This window comes from Roseateles sp. P5_D6 (assembly GCF_054049415.1).
The window spans coordinates 57232-78839 of the sequence record NZ_JBFUMK010000001.1 but is presented as its reverse complement, the minus strand read 5'-3'; the positions used below and the strand labels follow the sequence as shown (position 1 = coordinate 78839).

The window sequence follows — 21608 nt, the reverse complement described above, 5'->3', positions numbered from 1 at the left end:
ATGGCAATTCTGAGGCAACGCTCGACAATCGAGGCCAGCATGAATACCCGACCCATCCGTTTTTTCCACCGCGGCGAGGTCGTCGAGGTCCAGAACCTGCCTCCGACGACCACCGTGCTGCAATACCTGCGCGAGCATGCCGGCTGTACCGGCACCAAGGAAGGCTGTGCCGAGGGCGACTGCGGCGCCTGCACCGTCATCCAGGGCGAGCTGGGTGCCGACGGCCAGCTGGAACTGCGCAACGTCAACGCCTGCACCCAGTTCCTGCCGACGCTCGACGGCCGCGCGCTGCTGACGGTGGAAGACCTGGGCGGCCCGCAGCGGCTCAACCCCGCCCAGCAGGCCATGGTGGACTGCCATGGCTCCCAGTGCGGCTTCTGCACCCCCGGCTTCGTCATGAGCCTGACGGCTTGTTATGAAACCCACCAAGCCGCCGGCACCAAGCCCACCCGCCAGCAACTGGCCGATGCGCTGGCCGGCAACCTCTGCCGCTGCACGGGCTACCGGCCCATCCTGGATGCCGGCGAACAGATGTTCGACGCGCCCGCCCGCTGCCTGGACCGTGCGCCCATCGCTGAGGCTCTGCAGACCCTGGCCGCCGACGAGCCGCTGGACTATGGCCACGCCGGCGCCCGCTTCCATGCACCGCAAAGCATCCACGACCTGGCCCTGCTGCGCGAGACCTATCCGCAGGCGACGCTGCTGGCCGGGTCGACCGACGTGGGCCTGTGGGTGAACAAGCAGTTCCGCGACCTGGGGGACGTCATCTACACCGGCCGTGTCGCGGCGCTGCGCGAGATCCGCAACGACGGTACCGGCCTGTGGATCGGTGCCGCCGCTTCGCTGGAAGACAGCTGGGCCGCGCTGACCACCGCCGTGCCCCGCCTGCGCGAGCTGTGGCTGCGCTTCGCGTCGCCGCCGGTGCGCCATGCCGGCACGCTGGGCGGCAACATCGCCAATGGCTCGCCCATCGGCGACGGTGCGCCGGCCCTGATCGCCCTGGGCGCCGACATCATCCTGCGCCGCGGCTCGCAGCAGCGCCGCCTCAAACTGCAGGACTTCTATCTCGACTACATGAAGAAGGACCTGCAGCCCGGCGAATTCGTCGAGGCACTGCATGTCCCCCTGCCCTCGCCCGACTGGCGCTTCAGCGCGCACAAGATCGCCAAGCGCCATGACAGCGACATCTCGGCCGTCTGCGCCGTGCTGGCGATCAGGCTGGATGCCGGCGCCGTGCAGGAGGCGCGCTTCGCGTTCGGTGGCATGGCCGCCATCGTCAAGCGCGCCGCCGCGGCGGAAGCCGCCGTCGTCGGCCAGCCCTGGAGCGAAGCCACTGCCAAGGCTGCAGCCGCCGCGCTGCCGCAGGACTTCAAGCCCATGACCGACATGCGCGCCAGCGCTGACTACCGGCTCAAGGTGGCGCAGAACCTTTTCATCAAGCTGTGGCTGGAAACCGTCGGCGCTGTGCCTGTCGGCGTCTGGCCGTCCATGCAAGAGGTGCTGGCATGAACAAGCCCGAAACCCTGTACCTCGCACAGCCCGTCGTCGGCAAGTCGCTGCCGCACGAGTCGGCGCATCTGCACGTCAGCGGCGCCGCGCCCTACATCGACGACCTGCCCGAGCCCGCCGGCACGCTGCACGCGGCGCTGGGCCTGTCGCCGATCGCGCACGGCAAGCTGCTGAGCGTCGACCTGGAGCGCGTCCGGCAGATGCCCGGCGTCGTCGCCGTGCTCAGCGCAGCCGATATTGCCGGTGAGAACAACTGCGGGCCGCTGCTGCATGACGACCCCATCCTGGCGGCGGACGAGCTGCGCTATGTGGGCCAGCCGGTGTTCGCCGTCATCGCGACCCACCGCGAACTGGCGCGCCGCGCGGCGGGGCTGGCCAGACAGGTCATCCAGGCCGAGCCGCTGCCGCCGCTGCTGACGGCACTGCAAGCGCATGCCGCCGGCCAGTACGTGCTGGCGCCTGCGCACCTGACGCGCGGCGAGCCGGCCGAACAGCTCGCCAGCGCACCGCACCGGCTGCAGGGAAGCTGGAGCCTGGGCGGCCAGGAGCAGTTCTATCTGGAGGGCCAGATCAGCCTGGCCGTGCCGCAGGAGGGCGGCGACGCCTTGCTCGTGCACTGCTCGACCCAACACCCGAGCGAGATGCAGCAGCTCGTGGCGCATTGCCTGGGCTGGCATGCGCATCGTGTCGTCGTGCAATGCCGGCGCATGGGTGGCGGCTTTGGCGGCAAGGAGAGCCAATCCGCTCTCTTCGCCTGCGTCGCGTCCATCGCTGCGCTGAAGCTGAAGAAACCCGTGAAGCTCCGCGTGGACCGCGACGACGATTTCCTCGTCACGGGACGCCGTCATGGCTTCGACTACCGATGGGATGTCGGCTTCGACGCTGACGGCCGCATCCTTGCCGTCGACATCGACCTGATCGCCAACGCCGGGCACAGCGCCGACCTTTCCGCCCCCGTGATGGCCCGCGCGCTCTGCCATTTCGACAACGCCTATTGGCTGCCGCATGTTGCGATGCATGGCTACTGCGCCAAGACCAACACGCAGAGCAACACGGCCTTCCGCGGCTTTGGCGGACCGCAGGGTGCCATTGCCATCGAGATGATCCTGGACGGTGTCGCCCGCCAGCTCGGATTGGACCCGGCCGAGGTGCGCCAGCGCAACTTCTACACCGCCGGCCAGGACATGACGCCGTACGGCCAGCGGGTCGAGGAACTGCACGCCCAACCGCTGACGGCGCAGTTGCTTGCCAGCAGCCGCTACGCCGAACGCCGCGCCGAGATCGCCGCCTTCAACGCGGCCAGCACGGTGCTGAAAAAGGGGCTGGCCTTCACGCCGGTCAAGTTCGGCATCTCTTTCAACGTGGCCCACCTGAACCAGGCCGGCGCACTGGTGCATGTCTACACCGACGGCTCGGTGCTGGTGAACCACGGCGGCACGGAAATGGGCCAGGGCCTGAACACCAAGGTGGCCCAGGTCGTCGCGCATGAGTTGGGCCTGCCGTTGGCCAGCGTGCGCTGCTCGGCCACCGACACGAGCAAGGTCGCCAACACCTCCGCCACGGCCGCATCCACCGGCAGCGACCTGAACGGCAAGGCCGCGCAGGATGCCGCGCGCAAGATCAAGGGGCGGCTGGCCGCCTTCGCCGCCGAGCGCTTTGGCTGCGCCGCCGAGCTGGTCGCCTTTGATGGCGGCCAGGTCAGCGGCGGTGGCCAAAGCCTGCCCTTTGGCGAACTCGTCGCCGCGGCCTACCTGAAGCGCGTGCAGCTGTGGAGCGACGGCTTCTACGCCACGCCCGGCCTGCACTGGGACCGCAGCAAGCTGCAGGGCCACCCTTTCTATTACTACGCCTGGGGCGGCGCCGTCTGTGAGGCGCTGGTGGACACACTGACCGGCGAAAGCCGCATCACGCACGCCGACATCCTGCACGACGTCGGTACCAGCCTGAACCCGGCCATCGACATCGGCCAGATCGAGGGCGGCTTCATCCAGGGCATGGGCTGGCTGACGACGGAAGAACTCGTCTGGCACCCCACGACGGGTTTGCTGACCACGCACGCGCCCAGCACCTACAAGATCCCGACCGCCAACGATTGCCCGCCGGAACTGCGTGTGGAGCTGTTCGGCGTGGCCAATGCCAGCGAAACCATCCACCGCAGCAAGGCCGTCGGCGAGCCGCCGCTGCTGCTGGGTTTTGCGGCCCTGCTGGCCATCAAGGACGCCTGCGCCGCCTGCGGCCCGGAGAATTGCGATCCGCCGCTGCGCGCGCCGGCCACGGCCGAGGCGGTGCTCAACGCGATCGACGCCGTCCGTTGAAGCTCGTCGCCGCCCTCACCGTCCTGCTGGCGCTCGGCAGTTGCGCCACTGCACCGCCGGCGCCCGACATCGTCAGCGTCGACAGCTGGGGCGGCAGTGCAGCCACATCCACGGCAGCGCCGCAGCAGATCACGCGCATCACGATCCACCACCAGGGCGAGATCTGGAAGGACGGCGCCGACGTCGAGGCCTACTTGCGCCGGCTGCAGCAGTGGTCGCGCCTGACCAAGCGCTGGGCGGACATTCCCTATCACTACGTCATCGCACCCAACGGCCGCATCTACGCGGCGCGGCCGCTGGCCCAGGCCGGCGACACCAACACCGAATACGACCCGCGCGGCCACGCCCTCGTCATGCTGGTGGGCAACTTCGAGGAGCAGCAGCCCACGCCGGCCCAGCTCAACGCCGCCGTCGAGCTGACCGCGTGGCTGGCGCGCCAGCATCATCTCGGCCTGGACGCCATCGCCAGCCACAAGGACTACAGCCGGCAGACCGTCTGCCCGGGCAAGAATCTGTATGCCTACCTGGAATCCGGCTGGTTCAAGGCCGAGGTGGGCAAGCGCCTCTGATCAGCGGGTTTTCTGCGTGGCCGCCACGACGGCTGAGTGCGCGAGCTGACGTCGCGTGCCGTCAGCAGGTGCAGCACATGCGACGTGCGCTGACGGGGCGGCGCCGCTGGGGCGTGCTTCAATCGGTGCACAAAATGCCGAAACGGGAGAGGACGACGTCATGAAACCATTGCTTTTGACCGCTGCACTGCTGGCGGCAGGCTGCAGCACCGCGTCGCCCCTGCGTCAATCGCAAGAAAGTTTCAACGCGGCTTACGGCGTGGTCGCAGGCAACGCCGACACCATCGTCATTTCCAGTTCGCCGCCGTATGTGCAGGTCACGGTGGTGGACAAACGGACGTCGGAGGTTCACACGCGCTGCATCAACGCCTACTCTCTTCTCGGCGCCTTGGGACTTGAGCACAGCCTGCCGGTCGGCTCACACGCGGAAACGCTAAGGCTCGCACTGACCAACAAAGAGCGGCGTTTCGAATTCACCAAGCCGGAGGCCCTGGCCAACCTGGTCATCAGCTACGCCGACGCCGACCTTGAAGTGATGCGGCAACGATTGGCGCCCTACAGCGACGCTGAACTTGCAACAGGATTCGGCGGCTGGGGAACGCTTCAGAGCTTGCTCGACGGCTCGCCTGCAGACCGCCCCCGGGCCTATCGCGACGCTGCGGCCTGTGTCCTGATCGACCGGGGTTTCTCGCCACGAATCGCTGATCGGACCGGAGCGCTGGTGATATACCGCTGACCGCGGCGTCCATCGTCAACGCGCGCGTTGCGTCGCGACCACCACCGCCTGGGTGCGCGAGTTCACGCCCAGCGCCCTCAGCACCGCGGCCACATGGTCCTTCACGGTGTCCACGCTGACACCCAGCTCGCGGGCGATCAGCTTGTTGGACAGGCCTTGCGTGAGCAGATGCAGCACATGCTTCTGGCGCGGCGTCAGCGGCAGCTCCGCCCAGTCGCCTGGCGCGGGGCCAGCCGAGGCCGGTGTGGCTGCAACGGGTTCAGCCGCACGCTTGAGCGGCGGCACATAGGTGCCACCGGCCAGCACCAGGTGCAGTGCCTGGACCAAGGTATTCAGGTCGCTGCGCTCGGGCACATAGCCCATGGCGCCGGCACCCAGAGCCTGCAGGGCCTCCTCGGTGTCGTCGCTGCCGGAGATGACGACGACCGGCAGCAGCAGGTGCTCGCCGTGGATCTGCTGCAGCAGCTCGAAGCCACCATCGATGCGCAGGTCCAGCAGCACGAGCCGGGGGATGGCCTGGCCCAGCGCGTCGCGCGCGGCGGCAACAGTGTCCACGCCCTGCACCTGCGCCCCGGCGAAATGCTGCTCGATCAGGCCGGTGAGCGCGGCGCGCACCATCGGAAAAGCATCGACCAGCAAAACCTTCATCACCCCTCCTCGTTGAACCGCGGCGGCATGATATTCAACGCAGGGCCGCGGCGAGCAGGGGTTTGGCCCAGGCGGGCACGCTGCGCAGCGGTGCATGGGCAACGACCCGGCCCAACTGCATCTGCAACAGCAGCACGGGCTGGGGCCGGCGGCCGGCGCGCGGGTCGGCCTCGAAGCTGTTGTCATAAAGGCGCAGGCTGGCCAGGTGAGGCATCAGCTTGACGAGATTGCCGCGGCTGGCGTCAAAGCGCTCGCGCACCTTGGCCTCGGGAATGTCGTGCCCACCCGCGGCCACGCGTGCCTGGATGCGGCGCAGGTGCAGTTCAGGCGTGGCAAGGCCGGCGTACCAGACATGCACCTGGGCACCACCCCGTGCGCCGTCCAGCAGCAACTGGGTCATGCTGGTGCCGCCCAGCGTCGTCTCGAAGGCATAGGTCAGGCTTTCGGCCAGCGCCTTCTCCACACCGTGGCGGCCCAACGTCCACGCCAGGCCGTTGGCCTGCTCTGCAGAAAGATTGGGCTGCTGCTCACGCAAGCGCGCGGCGGCGATGTCGGGATTGAAGAACTCGGCCCCGCTGGCCTGGATGGCCGCGCCGCCGAGGGAACTCTTGCCAGCGCCATTGACGCCAGCGAGCACGTAGAGGCGTGCCGGCAATTCAGCAGTCCGTTCCGGACACAGGCACCGGGCCGAGCGCCGGGCCGCTCCCAAGCCGGCCCGTCAGGCGATGTGCTTGCCGGTCAATCCGGCAAGCATCGCCGTCCCCGCGGGGGACCGACCAGGTTGGCCCGCGTCCCGCGAGGCCAAACTGGGCGAGGGGCCGTCTCATTCAGGCGGCCTTGCGAACGGGTTTGCGCGGCTTGGCGGCCTTCGCGGCCACGGCGCCGATGGCCTCGGGCGTCATCGCGAAGGCATCGGCCAGCGCTTCGCCCTGGTCCTGCATGCGCGCCAGCATCGCGTCGAACTCGCCGCCTAATGCACCCAGATCGGGCTCGGCGGCACGCTGCATTTCGCGGTAGCGCTCGACCGACATCAGCACGAAGGCGGGCTGGTCATGCTTGGTGATCAGCACCGCGCCATGGGCCGCGACCGTGCGGCCGACTTTCTGGATACCCGCCACGAGCTGGGTGGCCGACACGCTGGGCAGCTGGTCGGCCAGGGCTTGTTCGAGGACTGCAGACATGATGAGGCTCCCGACTGGCATGGCCGCATTTTGCCTATTTTGGGAAAAATAGGAAATTTAGGGGATTGCGGGAGGCCGAAAATCAGTGCGCTTCTTCCCAGTTCGCGCCAACACCCACCTCGGCCAGCAGCGGCACCTTGAACTCGGCCACACCGGCCATCAGGCGCGGCACCTCGGTGCGCATCCAGTCCAGTTCGACCTCGGGCACCTCGAAAACCAGTTCGTCGTGCACCTGCATGATGATCCTGGACTGCTTGCCGGCACTGTCCAGTTCCGCCTGCACGGCCAGCATGGCCAGCTTGATCAGGTCGGCCGCCGTGCCCTGCATGGGCGCGTTGATGGCCTGGCGCTCGGCACCGGCGCGGCGCGGGCCATTGCCGCCGCGGATCTCGGGCAGGTAGATGCGCCGGCCGAACAGCGTCGACACATAGCCGAGTTCGGCTGCGCTCGCCTTGGTCTCGTCCATGTACTTCTTGACGCCGGCAAAGCGGGTGAAATAGCGCTCGATGTAGTCCTTGGCCGCTTTCTGCTCGATGCCCAGCGCCGAGGCCAGGCCGAAGGCGCCCATGCCGTAGATGAGACCGAAGTTGATGGTCTTGGCATAGCGACGCTGCTCGCTGGAGACCTCGCCCAGCGCGACGCCGAACACCTCGCTGGCCGTCGCCTTGTGCACGTCCTGCCCTTCCTGGAAGGCGCGCAGCAGCCCCGGGTCCTCGCTGATGTGGGCCATGATGCGCAACTCGATCTGGGAATAGTCGGCGCTGACGATGCGGAAGCCCTCGGGCGCGACGAAGGCCTCGCGCACTCGCCGGCCTTCCGCCGTACGGATGGGAATGTTCTGCAGATTGGGCTCGTTGCTGGACAGCCGCCCGGTCACGGCCACGGCCTGGGCGTAGTTGGTGTGCACGCGGCCGGTGTGGGCGTTGATCTGCAGCGGCAGCTTGTCGGTGTAGGTGCTCTTGAGCTTGGACAGGCCGCGGTATTCGAGGATCTTGGCCGGCAGCGGAAAGTCGGCGGCGAGTTCGGTCAATACCTCTTCGTCGGTGGATGGCGCGCCGGTGGCGGTCTTCTTCACGACCGGCAGGCCCAGCTTGGTGAACAGGATGTCGCCGATCTGCTTCGGTGAGCCGATGTTGAAGGGCTGGCCGGCGATCTCGTAGCACTGCTGCTCCAGCAGCACCAGGCGTTGGCCGATCTCATGGCTTTGCAGCTTCAGCCGTTCTGAATCGATCAGCACGCCGTTGCGCTCCACCCGCGCGAGCAGGTCGGCCGTGGGCATCTCGATGTCGCGGTAGATGTGCGTCATGCCAGCGTCGGCCTCGATCTGCGGCCACAGCACGCTGTGCAGGTGCAGGCACATCTCGGAGTCTTCACCTGAGTAGGTCGTGGCCTTGGCCACGTCGACCTGCGCGAACGGGATCTGGTGCGCGCCCTTGCCGCACAGGTCCTCGTAGCTCAGGCCCTTGCGGCCCAGGTGGCGCTCGGCGAGCGCTTCCAGGTTGTGGGTCTTGTGAGCTTCCAGCACATAGCTCTGCAGCAGCGTGTCGTGCTGCACGCCCGCAAGCGCGATGCCATGGTTGAGCAACACATGGCGGTCGTACTTCAAGTTCTGGCCGATCTTCTTGGCCGACGCATCCTCCAGCCAGGGCTTGAGCCGCGCCAGCACGGCGTCCAGCGGCAGCTGCTCGGGCGCGTCCGGGCCGCTGTGGGCCAGCGGGATGTAGGCCGCCTCGCCGGGCTTGTCGGCGAAGGAGATGCCGACGATGCGCGCGGCCATCGGGTCCAGCGAGTCGGTTTCGGTGTCCAGCGCGCACAGCGGCGCGGCGTGCAGGCGGATGAGCCAGGCTTCCAGCTGCTCGAAACTCAGGATGGTTTCGTACTGGCGGGCCATATCGCCAGTGGTGGCGGCCGCGCTGGCGGGCGGTTCCGGCTCGTCGAACAGGCCCGGGTTGGCCACCGGCGTCGCCTTGGGCTTGGCCACCACCGCGGTGCCGGTCAGTTCCTCCAGCCAGGCCTTGAAGCCGTTGCGCACGTAGAACTCCCCCAAACGCGCCTTGTCCGGCTCGCGGAAAGCCAGCTCCTCCAGCTTGGGCCAGCCCGGCACATGCTCGGCGAGCTCGCAATCCAGCTTCACGGTGACCAGCTTGCGACCCATGGGCAGCCAGTCCAGCGCGGCGCGCAGGTTCTCGCCGGCCTTGCCCTTGACCGTGGGCGCAGCGGCGATGACGCCGTCCAGCGAGCCGTATTCGGACACCCACTTCGCCGCGGTCTTGGGGCCGACGCCGGTCACGCCAGGCACGTTGTCCACGGTGTCGCCCATCAGCGTCAGGTAGTCGATGATGCGATTGGGCGGCACGCCGAACTTCTCCAGCACGCCGGCCTCGTCCAGTCTCTCGTTGCTCATCGTGTTGATGAGCTCGACGTCGGCGTTGACCAGCTGGGCCAGGTCCTTGTCGCCGGTCGACACGATGACGCGATGGCCCTCCTGGGCCGCAATGCAGCACAGCGTGCCGATGACGTCGTCGGCCTCCACGTTCGGCACCGTCAGCGTGGGCCAGCCCAGCAGCTTGACGACCTCGTGGATGGGCTCGATCTGCGCGCGCAGCTCAGGCGGCATGGGCGAGCGTTGGGCCTTGTATTCGGGATACCAGTCGTCGCGGAAGGTCTTGCCCGGCGCATCGAACACGCAGACGGCGTGGGCCGCGCCGATGTCGCTCTGCAGTTTTTTCAGCATGGCCACCATGCCACGCACCGCCCCGGTGGGCTGGCCCTCGGGGCCGCGCAGGTCGGGCATGGCATGGAAGGCGCGATACAGATAGCTGGAGCCGTCGACCAGCAGCAGGATGGGTTTACTCATGGCGACGGATTGTCCGGCAGCCCGCCACCTAGAATCGGCAGCATGTTGCGCCTTGCCGTACCCCTGCTGCTCGCTGCCCTGTGTGGCGGCGCCCTCGCTGACCCGCCGCCAGAACCCAAGGTCGAGCGCACCGTGGCCGAGGACGACCAGGTCCGCATCGAGGAGCTGAAGGTGCGCGGCGAGGCCAAGAAGGTCACGGTCAAGAACAAGCTGACCAAGGCCCCGGACTACGAAATCGTCGTCAACGACGCCGGCCGCGAATCGGCCGGCGGCACGGGCACGGGCATGCCCAAGAGCGGCTCGGGCGCGCGGGTCTGGCGAGTTCTCAAATTCTGATCGCAAGCGGCCCTCGGGGTCGCTTTCTGGACCCATGGCCGTTTTCACCGAAGTCAGCCCGGCGCAGGCGCAAGCCCTGCTAGACCATCTCGCCCTCGGGCAACTCAGCTCGCTGCGCGGCATCGGCGCGGGCATCGAGAACACGAACTACTTCGTCGATTGCCAGGATGCCAATCAAAGTGGCCACTATGTCCTGACGCTGTTCGAGCGCCTGACGGCCGAGCAACTGCCCTTCTACCTGCGCCTGATGCAGCACCTGGCCCAGCGCGGCGTGCCGGTCCCTGAACCGCACGCGGACGCCGCCGGCGAGATCCTCTTCGAGGTGGCGGGCAAGCCCGCGGCCATCGTCGACCGTCTGCATGGCGGCCACCAACTGGCGCCTGACGCCTTCCACTGCAGCCAGGTGGGTGCCACGCTGGCACGCATGCACCTGGCGGCCCAGGATTTCCCGCTGCACCAGCCCAATCTGCGCGGCCTGGCCTGGTGGCGCGAGGTGGTGCCGCAGCTCCTGCCCTTTCTGAGCGGCCCTGAAGCCGAGCTGCTGCAAAGCGAGCTGGCCTACCAGGAACAGCTCGCCGCGTCGCAGGACTACGCCCAGCTCGCGCGCGGCCCCATCCACGCCGACCTGTTCCGCGACAACGTCATGTTCGAGCCCGGCGAAGGCCCTGGCCGCGAGCGCCTGACGGGCTTCTTCGACTTCTACTTCGCCGGCGTCGACACCTGGCTGTTCGACCTCGCCGTCTGCCTGAACGACTGGTGCATCGACCTGACCGACGGCCGCCTCATCGAGGAGCGCGCCGCCGTGTTCGTCGCCGCCTACGAGAGCGAGCGGCCGTTGTCCGGTGCCGAGCATCGCTTGCTGCCGGCCCTGCTGCGCGCGGCGGCACTGCGCTTTTGGGTGTCACGCCTCTTTGACCTGCACTTGCCGCGTGAGGCCTCGCTGCTCAAGGCCCACGACCCACGCCACTTCGAGCGCGTGCTGCGCGAGCGCATCGCCAAGCCCTGGCACGCACTGCACGGCGGGGTCGGCGAATGACGATGCAACTGCACTTGCAGCAGGTGCCGGCCGGCAACGGGCGGCTCTGGATACGCCATGGTTTCAAGATCTTCAGGCGCCAGCCACTGGCCTTCTCGGGCCTGCTCGGCCTGGCGCTGCTGGTTTCCATGCTGCTGAGCGCGCTGCCCTTCGTCGGCCCCATGCTGGGCCTGATGGCCATTCCGGTCTGTTCGCTGGGCTTCATGCTGGCCACGCACCTGGCGCTGCAGCGCAAGATGCCCCATGTGGACGTCTTCATCGCCCCCTTCCGGCTGACGCCTGAACGGCGCCGCCACCAGTTCGTGCTGTGCGCGGGCTTTGCGCTGGTCATGCTGCTGATCCTGCTGCTGGCCGACCAGATCGACGGCGAGGTCACCCACGAGCTGATGGAGTTGATGAAGCGCGACGCGAACGCCGACGCGATCGCCGCCATCGCGGCCGACCCGCGGCTGATCTGGGGCTTCATGGTCCGCGCGGTCGGCATGACCGCACTGTCGATCCCCTACTGGCATGCACCGGCCCTGGTGCATTGGGGTGGGCAGAGCGCCGCCCAGTCGCTGTTCTCCAGCACGCTGGCGCTGTGGCGCAACAAGGGCGCTTTCGCGCTGAACGCCCTGCTGTGGGCGGCGCTGATGTTTGCCTGCAGCGGCGTCATCAGCGTGGTCTTCGGCCTGTTCGGCCTGCTGCAGTTCGCGCCGGTGGCCTCGGTGGCCTGCTTCCTGGTGCTGGCGGCGGTGTTCTACGCCTCGCTGTACTTCAGCTTTGTCGACTGCTTCATGTTCGGCGCGCCGCCGAACCTGCTCGACGACTCGAAGGGCTGACCCCTCGCTGGGCCGGCCGCGTTTTCACGCGGCCGACATGCAAGCTCCCTACATTGCGCGGCTCGTGCCAGGCCGGCGCACGGCGTGTGCGGGCCTGGCTGTGCAGTCCCTGAACAGCAGCCGCCAAATGTCCCAGACCCTGAATCGTCGCCACGCCCTGAAGTACATGGGCGTCCCCCTGATGCTCCCCCTCGGTGGAACCGCTGTCGCCGGCCTGTTGACCGGCTGCGGCGGTGGCAGCGATGACAACAACACGCCCGCTCCCAGCTTCGCGTCCGCCAGCTTCGTCGCGATGGCCGCCCCCAGCCTCGCCACCCCGGCCGACATGGCCAAGACCCTCGTCAACTCGACGCTGATGGTCAAGTTCAGCGACGACAGCACTCAGGGCTTCTCGCTGTCGTATGCCCCCTTCTTCACGACGGGCGACCTCGTCCCTGACGGCAAGGGCGGCACCCTGCTGGCCGGCGGCTATGTCGACTTCGCCGGCAAGCCCATCATCGACACGACGGTGGCCGACAAGAACCGCCAGTTCTTCAGCGATTCGCCCGACGGCACGTCGCTGCTCAAGCTCGACAACGCCAGCGTTGCCGGCATCAAGGGCAACGCCGTGTTTGCCGTCGTGCAGTTCGAATACACGACCTGGGCGCAGGACGGCAAGACCGACATGTACGGCAAGCTGCCCTCGCCCATCGCCGTGCTGACGCTGGACCAGGACCCGGCCACAGGCAAGCTGTCGCTTGTGAAGTACCACAACGTGGACACCGCACCGGCCATGGGCCTGTGGATCACCTGCGGCGCCAGCCTGTCGCCCTGGGGCACTCATCTGTCCAGCGAGGAGTACGAGCCCGACGCCTTCACCATCGCCAGCAACGCGCAGTTCAAGGCCTACAGCAAGAACCTGTTCGGCAGCGAGACCCAGGCCAACCCCTACCACTACGGCCACCTGCCGGAGGTCACCGTCAACCCCGACGGCAGCGGCACCATCAAGAAGCACTACTGCCTGGGCCGCATCTCGCATGAGCTGATCCAGGTCATGCCCGACAACCGCACCGCCATCATGGGCGACGACGCGACCAATGGCGGCTTCTTCATGTTCGTGGCCGACAAGGAGAAGGACCTCTCCGCCGGCTCGCTGTTTGTGGCCAAGTTCGGCGCCGGCTTCTCGCTGGACACGGCCGCCGCCGGCGCGCCCATCAGCTGGATCAAGCTCGGCTCGGCCACCAGCGCCGAGATCAAGGCCTTGGCCGACACGCTCAAGGCCACCGACATCATGGACGTGGCCACCACCGACCCGCTGGACGCCAGCTTCACCAAGATCTGGCTCGGCGGCAAGGTGCAGTGGGTGCGCGTGAAGGCCGGCATGGACAAGGCCGCCGCCTTCCTTGAAACCCACCGCTACGCCGCGCTCAAGGGCGGCTCGATGGCTTTCACCAAGATGGAAGGCACCACCGTCAACGCCAAGGACAAGGTCGCCTACTCGGCGCTGCAGAACATGCAGAGCTCCATGGTGCGCGGCAACGCCGCCTGGAACGAGGCCGCCAACATCACCATCGACAAGGCGCTGAACGCCGGTGGCGTGCTGGCCCACACGCTGAGCACGGGCCAGAAGGACACGGCAGGCGGTGCCATCACCAGCGACTGGGTGCCGTCACTGACCAAGGCCCTGCTCATCGGCGAAGACCTCGCCACGGCGGATGCGCTGGGCAACCTTGCCAACCCCGACAAGATCGGCGCGCCGGACAACCTGAAGTTCTCGGAGAAGCTGCGCACCCTCTTCATCGGCGAGGACAGCAGCTACCACGTCAACAACTTCGTCTGGGCCTACAACGTCGACACCAAGACGCTGACCCGCCTCGTGTCAATGCCTTCGGGCGCCGAAGCGACCGGCCTGGGCGTGGTGGACGACCTCAACGGCTGGACCTACATCACCAGCAACTTCCAGCACCCCGGCGACTGGGGCGTGCCGCTGCATAACGTCGTCAAGGCCACGCTGGACCCGCTGGTGCGCGCCAACTACAAGGATCGCTTCGGTGCCCAGGTGGGCTATCTGACCGGAGCGGCCACGAGCGTCAAACTGGCCAAGATCGGCTGATTGCCGGCGTGTGACCGAAGGGCTGCGTGAGCAGCCCTTTCTCGTGGGTCATTTCGCCCGGCGCCTATCGCATCACCATGGCTCGGCCGCAGGCTGCACGCCCTCGCCGAACTCGCGGGCCACGTCGGCACTCAGCTCACCGGTGCCCGCATGGCGCCGCTGGCGGTCCTGCTGCTTGCCCAGCGCCGATTCGAGGGCCCTCGTCAACTTGTCGGCCGCGCCCTCGATGGCCTGGTGCATGCTTTCGGCCTGGTGCTTGACCGCGATGTTTTTCAGCCCCACCACGCGCGCCTCCAGCAGGCAACGCATGTCGTCGGGGCCCGATTTCTCACCGCTGTTCATGTCGCCCAGATGTGCCTCCACATGCGTCACCTGGCCCTTGTAGTGGTCGACCGCGCCGCGGATCACGCCCTCGACATGCTCGATCAGCTTCTCACGGCCCTCTACGTGGTTGTCGGTCTCGATTTGCACCTGCATTGCATTCCTTTCGGCGTACGGAAGTCGCGCGCTTGAAAGAAAAGGGGCAAGCGGCGTGCCGTGGAGCGCTTCAGCGCGGCTTCCGTGGTCGCTGAAGGTGGTGGGCGGCAGTTGCTGGCCAGAAGCGGGTATGCCCCAGGGCGACAACGCCGGTCAACTCCAGCAAGCGGGCGCCGAACGTTGAAGCTGAGCCGCGAGCGGCGGCTTGCCGACGTGAGTCGGGTTGAGCGATTGGTTATGGCGCATCCTTGGCTCGCTCGGCAAGGCGACCCGCGCTCTGCGCCAATCTCTCCCGGTTTGCCAAGTAGCTTGTCGGAGACTTGCCGACGGTGACAAGCGTGGCAGCTTGGTCAACCGAGACTTCAGCCAATGGGACGCCAACAATGCTTGGGGACGCTCGCTCGAATCCGCGCTGGTCGTTGCCCATGTAGGAGAGCGACAGGAACAGGGTCGTGCGTTGAGCCTCTGACAGGTGAACCTCGGAGAGCAACCACCACAGCACGTTGGTCGCGTGCCAGCCAATCTTGTTCTCGCTGGCAGATGCCGCATCTAGTTCGAGAAGGAGTTGCTTGGCAACGTGCCCAGCAAGGCGATCCTCATAGCTGACATGGAGCACTCTTCGCAACGTCTCGGGCGGCGTTTTCTCTGAACTGCTGGCCCGTGCAATGAGCTTGTCAATGTCTGGGCGATAGGGCTGAAACACAAACAGATCGTATGAAGCCAGCGCCAACAGCGGTACCCCAACAAGCGCTGCCAAGGCGTAAAGGATGCGCTGGTGGAGACGGATCATGGGTTCAATGCGCCATAACGCGTTCTTGAGAGACCGCCCGCGCCGCTTAGACAGGCAAGCTGCGCCACAACACAACCTTTGTCGGTCGCTGCAAGTGCTTGGTCCATCGGAAATCTTCTCGAAAAGTTGACGCGCGAAACGGTCATTGCATTTCCAACAAAAACGGCGCTCTCAACGCTCCCGCGGGATAGCGTAGGTGCCCGTCGCATGAGCCACCGGCTCGTCCTCGCCCTCCGAGAAGATCCACACCTCGCCCACCGCGAGCGTCTTGCCCAGCTTCATCAGCCGGCAGCGCGCCACCACCCGCCGGTCGGCGCGCGGCTTGCGCAGGAAGTTGATGGACAGGTTGGTCGTCACCGCCAACGGCACGATGCCGATGCGCGCCAGGATGCCCAGATACAGGGCCACGTCGGCCAAGGTCATCATGACCGGGCCCGACACCGTGTTGCCGGGGCGCAGCTCGCGCTCGCCCACTGGGTGGGCGACGACGACGCTGCCGTCCTCGTCCACCTCCTCCAGCGTGCAGCGGTTCTGCGGGAACTCGGCCTTCAGAAAGGCCACCAGCTCCGCATGTGAGGGGCGGTGTTCAGACATGGCGTTTTGCAAGCAATTGCGAGGGAAGCGGCCGCCAGCCTAGCACCGCGTCCAGAATGACCCGCATGAACCTCGCCGACCGGGGCTTCACTGGCTCCATCCCCCAACTCCATGAGCACTATCTGGTGCCCATGCTCTTCGATCCCTATGCCGAGGACCTGGCCGCGCGGGCAGCTGCGTTGCGCCCGGGGCGGTTGCTGGAGATCTCTGCAGGCACCGGCGTGCTGACGCGCCATCTCGTCGGCGAGCTGCCCGACAACGTCGACATTGTGGCCAGCGAACTCAACGCCACCATGCTGGACATGGCTGCCACCCGTGGCACAGACAGGCCCGTCGAGTGGCGGTTGGCCGATGCAGCGCAGTTGCCCTTTGCCGACGAGAGCTTCGACCTCGTCGCCTGCCAGTTCGGCGTCAGCCTCTTCGCCGACCGGCCGCGCGCCTTTGCCGAGATCCGCCGCGTGCTCAGGGCCGACGGCGTGTTCCTCTTCAACGTCTGGGATCACCTCGACAGCAACGAGCTGGCCGAGACGATCACGCAGGCCCTGGCCCAGGCCTTCCCGGACGACCCGCCGCGCTTCCTCGCGCGCGCGCCACACGGCTGCCACGACATCCACGCGCTGCGCCAGGAGCTCAGCGACGCTGGCTTCGAGCACGAGGCGGACTTCGTCACGCTGCCGCTGCGCGCCTGCGCGGAGTCACCTTCCCAGCCCGCCCTGGGCTTCTGCCAGGGCACGCCGTTGCGCGCCGAGATCGAGAAGCGCGCGCCGGGCCGCCTGCCCGAGATGACGGCCCTCGCGGCCCGCGCCATCGCCGACCGCTTCGGCGTCGGCGCCATCGACTCGCGCATGCAGGCCCACGTGGTCATCGTGGGGCATTGAACACTTTCGGGCCGAGCGCCGGGCCGCTCCCAAGCCGGCCCGCACTGGCGATGTGGTCGCGGCTCGATGCCGCGAGCATCGCCGCCCCCTCGGGGGGCCGGTCAGCCGCACCCGCGTTCAGCGGGGTGCGGCTGGACGAGGGGCCTACTCAATCGGGGTGAGCTTCGCAACTGAAAGAGCCAGCCACTTCGTGCCGTGCCGGCCGAAGTTCACCTGCGCCCGTGCATCCGTGCCCGAGCCTTCAAGCGTCAGCAGCACGCCTTCGCCGAACTTGTTGTGGAAGACGCCCTTGCCCACGCGCAAGCCGCCGTGCTCCTCGGACACCTTCTGCTTCATGCTGGCCGGCACCGGCGGCTCCGCCCAGGCGGCCCTTTCTCCACGATTGGGCACATTGCCCGCACCCACCATGCCCTTGAGCCCCGAGCCCCGCTGCCAGGCCTGCTGGTATTCGCGCGCAAAGCCCGAGCCGAAGCCCTGGTTGCGCGGCGTCAGCCACTTCAGCGCTTCCTCGGGCAACTCGTCGAAGAATCGGCTCTTGATGTGATAACGCGTCTGTCCGTGCAGCATGCGGGTCTGGCAGAAACTCAGTGACAGCTTCTTGCGCGCCCGCGTGATGGCCACGTACATGAGGCGGCGCTCTTCCTCCAACCCGTCATGGTCGGACATCGAGTTCTCGTGCGGGAACAGCCCTTCTTCCAGGCCCGTGATGAAGACGGCGTCGAACTCCAGGCCCTTGGCCGAGTGCACCGTCATCAGCTGCACCGCGTCCTGGCCGGCCTGGGCCTGGTTGTCACCGGCCTCCAGTGAGGCATGGGTCAGAAAGGCGACCAGCGGCGACATGATCTCGCCGGTCTCGGCATCGGGTACCGCGCCTGGCGTGCCCGTGGATTGCACGCTTGGGGCCACTTCGTCCACCGGCAGGCCGACGGCGTTCTTGCCGAAGCCCTCCTGCATGACGAAGGCCTCGGCGGCGTTGATCAGTTCGTCCAGGTTCTCCAGCCGCTCGGCGCCGTCCTTGTCGGTGCGGTAGAAGTCCAGCAGGCCCGAGGTCTCCAGCACCTGCTCGATGATCTCGCGCAGCGTCATGCCTTGCGTCAGGTTGCGCGTCGAGTCGATCAGGTTGGTGAAGGCGACCAGATTGGCGCCGCCCTTGCCGGTGATGGCGCCCACGCTCTGGTAGAGGCTGCGGCCGCTGGCCTTGGCGGCGTCCTGCAGGTTCTCCAGCGTCTTGGCGCCGATGCCGCGGGTCGGGAAGTTCACGACGCGCAGGAAGCTCGTGTCGTCGCTCGGGTTCTCCAGCAGGCGCAGATAGGCCAGCGCATGCTTGACCTCGGCGCGCTCGAAGAAGCGCAGGCCGCCATAGACGCGATACGGGATGCCCGAGTTGAACAACGCCGACTCGATGACCCGCGACTGCGCATTGCTGCGGTAGAGGATGGCAATCTCCTGCCGGTCCATGCCGCCGCGGTGCAGGCTCTGGATCTCCTCGATGACCCACTGCGCCTCGGCGAAGTCGCTCGGCGACTCCTGCACGCGAATCGGGTCGCCCAGGCCGGCGTCGGTGCGCAGCGTCTTGCCCAGGCGCTGGCTGTTGCGGCTGATCAGCTCGTTGGCGGCGTCCAGGATGTGGCCGAAGCTGCGGTAGTTCTGCTCCAGCTTGATGACTCGTCTGACGCGGTACTCGCGTTCGAAATCGGCCATGTTGCCGACGCGGGCACCGCGAAAGGCATAGATGCTCTGGTCGTCGTCGCCCACCGCCAGGATGCTCTGGCCGTTGTCCAAGCCCGGCGGCGCGAACATCTTCAGCCAGGCGTACTGCAGCTTGTTGGTGTCCTGGAACTCGTCGACCAGGATGTGGCGAAAGCGGTGCTGATAGTGCTCGCGCACCGAGGCGTTGTCGCGCAGCAGTTCATAGCTGCGCAGCATCAGCTCGGCGAAGTCAACCACGCCCTCGCGCTGGCACTGGTCCTCGTAGTTGGCGTAGATCTCGACGAGGGTCTTGGTCTGCTCGTCACGCTGCTCCACGTCGCCGGGGCGCTGGGCGTCTTCCTTGCGGCCGGCAATGAACCAGCCGACCTGCTTGGGCACAAAGCGCTCCTCGTCGAGCTTCATCGCCTTGATGACACGCTTGACGGCCGAGGTCGTGTCGCTGGCGTCCAGGATCTGGAAGGCCTGGGGCAGATTGGCCAGCTTCCAGTGCGCACGCAGGAAGCGGTTGCACAGGCCGTGGAAGGTGCCTATCCACATGCCGCGCACATTGAAGGGCAGCATGGTCGAGAGACGCGTCAGCATCTCCTTGGCGGCCTTGTTCGTGAACGTCACGGCCATGATGCCGCCCGGGCTGACCTGGCCGGTCTGCAGCAGCCAGGCGATGCGGGTCGTCAGCACACGGGTCTTGCCCGAGCCGGCACCGGCCAGGATCAGCGCGGGTTCCGGCGCCGCGGTCACTGCGGCGAGTTGTTCGGGGTTGAGGTTGCGCAGCAGGGGGCTGGAAGCAGCGTCGACCACAGCGTCGACAGGGGAAGAAGTCATCCCGGCATTCTAGGGAAGCCCCTCGTTACAGCCTGGCCGGCGCCCGCCGCTGACCGTGCGGGGTCGTTGGGGATACTTCTGGTTTTCCCCTAAAGCACTTTCGGAATGCCACGTCTCACTCTCGCCCTCGGCACCATCGCCCTCACCCTCGCCTCGCAGGCCACGCTGGCCCAAGACACGCCCGACGGCAAATGGCACGGCGGGCTCAGCGTCTCCGGCGCAATGGCCAGCGGCAACAGCAGCAGCCGCACATTGGCTGCCAATGCGGATGCCAGCGTCGCGACGGCCGAAGACAAGCTCAGCCTCTACGGCATCGCCAACTACGGCCGCAACAAGAACGCGGGCGTCGACACCACCACCGCCGACCTGTTGCGCCTGGGCGGCCGCTACGACTTCAACCTCGGCCCGCAGTGGTTCTCCTTTGGCGGCGCGGAAGGCGAAACCAACAAGGCCGGCGGCGTGCGCGACCGCTACAGCCTCAACGGCGGCGCGGGCTACCACCTGGTGAAGGACGATGCCAACAGCTGGGACGTCTTCAGCGGTCTCGGCTACACCGCCACCCGCCTGACGGACGGCAGCGAGGCCAATGGCGCGCAAGTGCTGTTCGGCGAAGAGTCCAGCCACAAGATCAGCGAGACGACGACGCTGAAGCAGCGCCTCGTCTACTACCCCGGCGGCGGCGACCTCGGCAACCGCGCCACCTTCGACGCCGGGCTGGCCACGCAGATCATCGCCGGCTGGACGCTCAACGCCGGCCTGTCCAGCCGCTACACCGGCCACGTGCCCGCGGGCACCAAGAAGACGGACAACCTGCTGACCGTGGGCTTCGGCTACAAGTTTTGACCTCAACGGCCTTTGCGCACCTTGCCGGCCCGCCCGGCCTTGGACCATTCATAGGTCTCGCCGTCCGGCGTTCGCCCGCCTTCGACCGCGGCCACGCCCGGCCGGCCCACGCTTTCATCCAGCTCGGTTGAGATGCTGACGTGGCGATGCCCTGCCCTGCGCCGGTCCTCGGCCCAGGCCAGGGCCTGGGTCAGCTCCTTGCTGCTGAAGAACTGGCAGACCGGGGTCGCCTCTTCGCCCTCACCTTCCAGCCAATACACCACGATGCCCAAGCGCGTCTCCGTCTGCGTTGAAGGCCGCAGCGTAGCGGCTCGGCAATTGATTGCCAAAAGCAAGTATTTTGAAGATGATGGCCCATGACCGCCGATCAAGCCCTGGACGTCCGCGCCTTCAATCGCTTCTATACGCGCCGTATCGGCGTGCTGGCGCCGAAGCTGGACAGCGACTTCACGCTGCCGGAGGCCCGGCTGATGTGGGAACTGGCGCATCACGCGCCGATCAGCGCCTCGGCGCTCAGCAAGAGCCTGCAGCTGGACGCTGGCTATATGAGCCGGCTGCTGCGCGGATTGAAGAACCGCGGCCTGCTGGCCAGCCAGGCCCATCCCAGCGACGGCCGCCAGACGCTGCTCAAGCTCAGCCCCGCCGGCAAGCGCGCCTTCGTGCCGCTGGACCGCGAGGGCACGGCCAAGGCCCAGGCCATGCTCGCGCCGTTGTCCGCAACACAACGCCACGCGCTGCTGGGCTCGATGTCGCGCATCCAGGCCGTGCTGGAGCCCGATGCCACGGCAGCCGTTGAGCTGCGCTCCCCCCAGCCTGGCGACCTGGGCTGGATCGTCGAGCGGCATGGCGCTTTCTACGCCGCCGAGTACGGCCTGGACGTGCGCTTCGAGGCATTGGTGGCGCGCATCTGCGCCGACTTCGTCGACCGCTTCCGGCCCCAACGCGAGGCCTGCTGGATCGCCGCGCGCGGCACCGAGCGCCTGGGCTGCGTGATGCTCGTGCAGGCACGCGATGAATCTCAAGATGGGGCCATCGGCAAGCCGCGCCCCGGCGTCGCCAAGCTGCGCCTGCTGTTGCTGGAGCCCCATGCGCGGGGCCTCGGCCTGGGCAAGCGCCTGGTTCGCCAGTGCAGCGACTTCGCCCGCGCCGCCGGCTACAAGCGCATCGAGCTGTGGACGCAGAGCGCATTGACCGCCGCCCGCGCCATCTACGCGGCCGAGGGCTACCGGCTGGCGCACAGCGAGCCCTTGAACAGCTTTGGCCAGGACGTCATCAGCGAGAGCTGGGAGCTGACCCTCTAGCGCCTCGCACCAGCCCTGTGCGGGCCGTTGCACACTTGCGGGGCTCCCGACAGCGGCCTCCGCCGCCGCTGTGCGGTTCTGCGCATTCCGGAC

Annotated in this window: 20 protein-coding genes; 11 read left to right on the top strand and 9 right to left on the bottom strand. The window is 67.3% G+C overall.

Annotation, left to right across the window (positions count from 1 at the left end; translation table 11 throughout):
* Positions 1 to 39 precede the first annotated feature (39 nt).
* The 4 genes from xdhA to ACXJKM_RS00300 all read left to right on the top strand — a co-directional run bounded on the left by xdhA (position 40) and on the right by ACXJKM_RS00300 (position 5129).
* A complete protein-coding gene (gene xdhA, locus ACXJKM_RS00315) occupies positions 40 to 1509 on the top strand; it encodes a xanthine dehydrogenase small subunit (RefSeq protein WP_457349529.1) in 1470 nt (489 codons plus the stop codon).
* Positions 1506 to 3824: a xanthine dehydrogenase molybdopterin binding subunit gene (gene xdhB / locus ACXJKM_RS00310; protein WP_457349527.1), complete on the top strand. Its 2319-nt coding sequence runs from the start codon at positions 1506 to 1508 to the stop codon at positions 3822 to 3824. The genes xdhA and xdhB overlap by 4 nt, the downstream gene beginning before the upstream one ends.
* Positions 3821 to 4393 carry a peptidoglycan recognition protein family protein gene (locus tag ACXJKM_RS00305; RefSeq protein ID WP_457349525.1) on the top strand — a complete coding sequence of 191 codons (573 nt, stop codon included), beginning with the start codon at positions 3821 to 3823 and terminating at the stop codon, positions 4391 to 4393. Before xdhB ends, ACXJKM_RS00305 begins: the two co-directional genes overlap by 4 nt.
* A 160-nt stretch (positions 4394 to 4553) precedes the next feature.
* Positions 4554 to 5129, top strand: a complete 576-nt coding sequence (locus ACXJKM_RS00300) for a hypothetical protein (RefSeq protein ID WP_457349523.1) — start codon at positions 4554 to 4556, stop codon at positions 5127 to 5129.
* Positions 5130 to 5144: 15 nt separating this feature from the next.
* Here ACXJKM_RS00300 and ACXJKM_RS00295 read toward each other — a convergent pair whose 3' ends face one another.
* The 4 genes from ACXJKM_RS00295 to polA all read right to left on the bottom strand — a co-directional run bounded on the left by ACXJKM_RS00295 (position 5145) and on the right by polA (position 9815).
* A complete protein-coding gene (locus ACXJKM_RS00295) occupies positions 5145 to 5777 on the bottom strand; it encodes a LuxR C-terminal-related transcriptional regulator (RefSeq protein ID WP_056198459.1) in 633 nt (210 codons plus the stop codon).
* Positions 5778 to 5811: 34 nt separating this feature from the next.
* Entirely contained in the window at positions 5812 to 6432 is a 621-nt protein-coding gene (locus ACXJKM_RS00290) for an AAA family ATPase (RefSeq protein WP_457349521.1), read from the bottom strand.
* 172 nt (positions 6433 to 6604) lie between these two features.
* Complete coding sequence (locus ACXJKM_RS00285) at positions 6605 to 6958, bottom strand: type II toxin-antitoxin system prevent-host-death family antitoxin (RefSeq protein WP_457349519.1); 354 nt, start codon at positions 6956 to 6958, stop codon at positions 6605 to 6607.
* 82 nt (positions 6959 to 7040) lie between these two features.
* A complete protein-coding gene (gene polA / locus ACXJKM_RS00280) occupies positions 7041 to 9815 on the bottom strand; it encodes a DNA polymerase I (protein ID WP_457349517.1) in 2775 nt (924 codons plus the stop codon).
* 42 nt (positions 9816 to 9857) lie between these two features.
* Here polA and ACXJKM_RS00275 point away from each other — a divergent pair, with 42 nt between their 5' ends.
* From ACXJKM_RS00275 to ACXJKM_RS00260, 4 genes are all read left to right on the top strand, one after another.
* Positions 9858 to 10151 carry a hypothetical protein gene (locus ACXJKM_RS00275; RefSeq protein WP_056198468.1) on the top strand — a complete coding sequence of 98 codons (294 nt, stop codon included), beginning with the start codon at positions 9858 to 9860 and terminating at the stop codon, positions 10149 to 10151.
* A gap of 34 nt (positions 10152 to 10185) precedes the next feature.
* Positions 10186 to 11187 (top strand): homoserine kinase, encoded by a 1002-nt coding sequence (locus ACXJKM_RS00270; RefSeq protein WP_457349515.1) that lies wholly within the window; start codon positions 10186 to 10188, stop codon positions 11185 to 11187.
* Positions 11188 to 11189: 2 nt separating this feature from the next.
* On the top strand, positions 11190 to 12008 hold the full coding sequence (locus tag ACXJKM_RS00265) for a BPSS1780 family membrane protein (protein WP_457349513.1): 819 nt from the start codon (positions 11190 to 11192) through the stop codon (positions 12006 to 12008).
* 127 nt (positions 12009 to 12135) lie between these two features.
* On the top strand, positions 12136 to 14100 hold the full coding sequence (locus tag ACXJKM_RS00260; protein WP_457349511.1) for a PhoX family protein: 1965 nt from the start codon (positions 12136 to 12138) through the stop codon (positions 14098 to 14100).
* Positions 14101 to 14172: 72 nt separating this feature from the next.
* On the opposite strand, the gene ACXJKM_RS00255 is transcribed toward ACXJKM_RS00260, so the two are convergent.
* From ACXJKM_RS00255 to ACXJKM_RS00245, 3 genes are all read right to left on the bottom strand, one after another.
* Positions 14173 to 14577 carry an HPF/RaiA family ribosome-associated protein gene (locus ACXJKM_RS00255; protein ID WP_056198479.1) on the bottom strand — a complete coding sequence of 135 codons (405 nt, stop codon included), beginning with the start codon at positions 14575 to 14577 and terminating at the stop codon, positions 14173 to 14175.
* Between the two features lie 235 nt (positions 14578 to 14812).
* Positions 14813 to 15367 carry a hypothetical protein gene (locus ACXJKM_RS00250; protein ID WP_457349509.1) on the bottom strand — a complete coding sequence of 185 codons (555 nt, stop codon included), beginning with the start codon at positions 15365 to 15367 and terminating at the stop codon, positions 14813 to 14815.
* 171 nt (positions 15368 to 15538) lie between these two features.
* On the bottom strand, positions 15539 to 15961 hold the full coding sequence (locus ACXJKM_RS00245) for a PaaI family thioesterase (protein WP_457349507.1): 423 nt from the start codon (positions 15959 to 15961) through the stop codon (positions 15539 to 15541).
* Positions 15962 to 16026: 65 nt separating this feature from the next.
* Here ACXJKM_RS00245 and ACXJKM_RS00240 point away from each other — a divergent pair, with 65 nt between their 5' ends.
* Complete coding sequence (locus tag ACXJKM_RS00240) at positions 16027 to 16839, top strand: class I SAM-dependent methyltransferase (RefSeq protein ID WP_056198489.1); 813 nt, start codon at positions 16027 to 16029, stop codon at positions 16837 to 16839.
* 144 nt (positions 16840 to 16983) lie between these two features.
* On the opposite strand, the gene ACXJKM_RS00235 is transcribed toward ACXJKM_RS00240, so the two are convergent.
* Positions 16984 to 19371 (bottom strand): UvrD-helicase domain-containing protein, encoded by a 2388-nt coding sequence (locus ACXJKM_RS00235; protein WP_457349505.1) that lies wholly within the window; start codon positions 19369 to 19371, stop codon positions 16984 to 16986.
* Positions 19372 to 19476: 105 nt separating this feature from the next.
* Here ACXJKM_RS00235 and ACXJKM_RS00230 point away from each other — a divergent pair, with 105 nt between their 5' ends.
* A complete protein-coding gene (locus ACXJKM_RS00230) occupies positions 19477 to 20214 on the top strand; it encodes a DUF481 domain-containing protein (RefSeq protein WP_457349504.1) in 738 nt (245 codons plus the stop codon).
* A gap of 2 nt (positions 20215 to 20216) precedes the next feature.
* Here ACXJKM_RS00230 and ACXJKM_RS00225 read toward each other — a convergent pair whose 3' ends face one another.
* Positions 20217 to 20477: a hypothetical protein gene (locus ACXJKM_RS00225; RefSeq protein WP_394326334.1), complete on the bottom strand. Its 261-nt coding sequence runs from the start codon at positions 20475 to 20477 to the stop codon at positions 20217 to 20219.
* Positions 20478 to 20570: 93 nt separating this feature from the next.
* Between ACXJKM_RS00225 and ACXJKM_RS00220 the strand changes: the two genes are divergently transcribed.
* On the top strand, positions 20571 to 21515 hold the full coding sequence (locus tag ACXJKM_RS00220; protein ID WP_457349502.1) for a bifunctional helix-turn-helix transcriptional regulator/GNAT family N-acetyltransferase: 945 nt from the start codon (positions 20571 to 20573) through the stop codon (positions 21513 to 21515).
* Positions 21516 to 21608: the final 93 nt, after the last annotated feature.

Bases quoted from the DNA above. Each gene is read 5' to 3' on its own strand.
- ACXJKM_RS00230 (WP_457349504.1), top strand. From the start codon at position 19,477: ATGCCACGTCTCACTCTCGCCCTCGGCACCATCGCCCTCACCCTCGCC.
- xdhA (WP_457349529.1), top strand. From the start codon at position 40: ATGAATACCCGACCCATCCGTTTTTTCCACCGCGGCGAGGTCGTCGAG.
- ACXJKM_RS00300 (WP_457349523.1), top strand. From the start codon at position 4,554: ATGAAACCATTGCTTTTGACCGCTGCACTGCTGGCGGCAGGCTGCAGC.
- ACXJKM_RS00275 (WP_056198468.1), top strand. From the start codon at position 9,858: ATGTTGCGCCTTGCCGTACCCCTGCTGCTCGCTGCCCTGTGTGGCGGC.
- polA (WP_457349517.1), bottom strand. From the start codon at position 9,815: ATGAGTAAACCCATCCTGCTGCTGGTCGACGGCTCCAGCTATCTGTAT.
- ACXJKM_RS00265 (WP_457349513.1), top strand. From the start codon at position 11,190: ATGCAACTGCACTTGCAGCAGGTGCCGGCCGGCAACGGGCGGCTCTGG.
- ACXJKM_RS00250 (WP_457349509.1), bottom strand. From the start codon at position 15,367: ATGATCCGTCTCCACCAGCGCATCCTTTACGCCTTGGCAGCGCTTGTT.
- ACXJKM_RS00285 (WP_457349519.1), bottom strand. From the start codon at position 6,958: ATGTCTGCAGTCCTCGAACAAGCCCTGGCCGACCAGCTGCCCAGCGTG.
- ACXJKM_RS00295 (WP_056198459.1), bottom strand. From the start codon at position 5,777: ATGAAGGTTTTGCTGGTCGATGCTTTTCCGATGGTGCGCGCCGCGCTC.
- ACXJKM_RS00235 (WP_457349505.1), bottom strand. From the start codon at position 19,371: ATGACTTCTTCCCCTGTCGACGCTGTGGTCGACGCTGCTTCCAGCCCC.
- ACXJKM_RS00240 (WP_056198489.1), top strand. From the start codon at position 16,027: ATGAACCTCGCCGACCGGGGCTTCACTGGCTCCATCCCCCAACTCCAT.
- ACXJKM_RS00220 (WP_457349502.1), top strand. From the start codon at position 20,571: ATGACCGCCGATCAAGCCCTGGACGTCCGCGCCTTCAATCGCTTCTAT.
- ACXJKM_RS00245 (WP_457349507.1), bottom strand. From the start codon at position 15,961: ATGTCTGAACACCGCCCCTCACATGCGGAGCTGGTGGCCTTTCTGAAG.
- ACXJKM_RS00270 (WP_457349515.1), top strand. From the start codon at position 10,186: ATGGCCGTTTTCACCGAAGTCAGCCCGGCGCAGGCGCAAGCCCTGCTA.
- xdhB (WP_457349527.1), top strand. From the start codon at position 1,506: ATGAACAAGCCCGAAACCCTGTACCTCGCACAGCCCGTCGTCGGCAAG.
- ACXJKM_RS00260 (WP_457349511.1), top strand. From the start codon at position 12,136: ATGTCCCAGACCCTGAATCGTCGCCACGCCCTGAAGTACATGGGCGTC.
- ACXJKM_RS00255 (WP_056198479.1), bottom strand. From the start codon at position 14,577: ATGCAGGTGCAAATCGAGACCGACAACCACGTAGAGGGCCGTGAGAAG.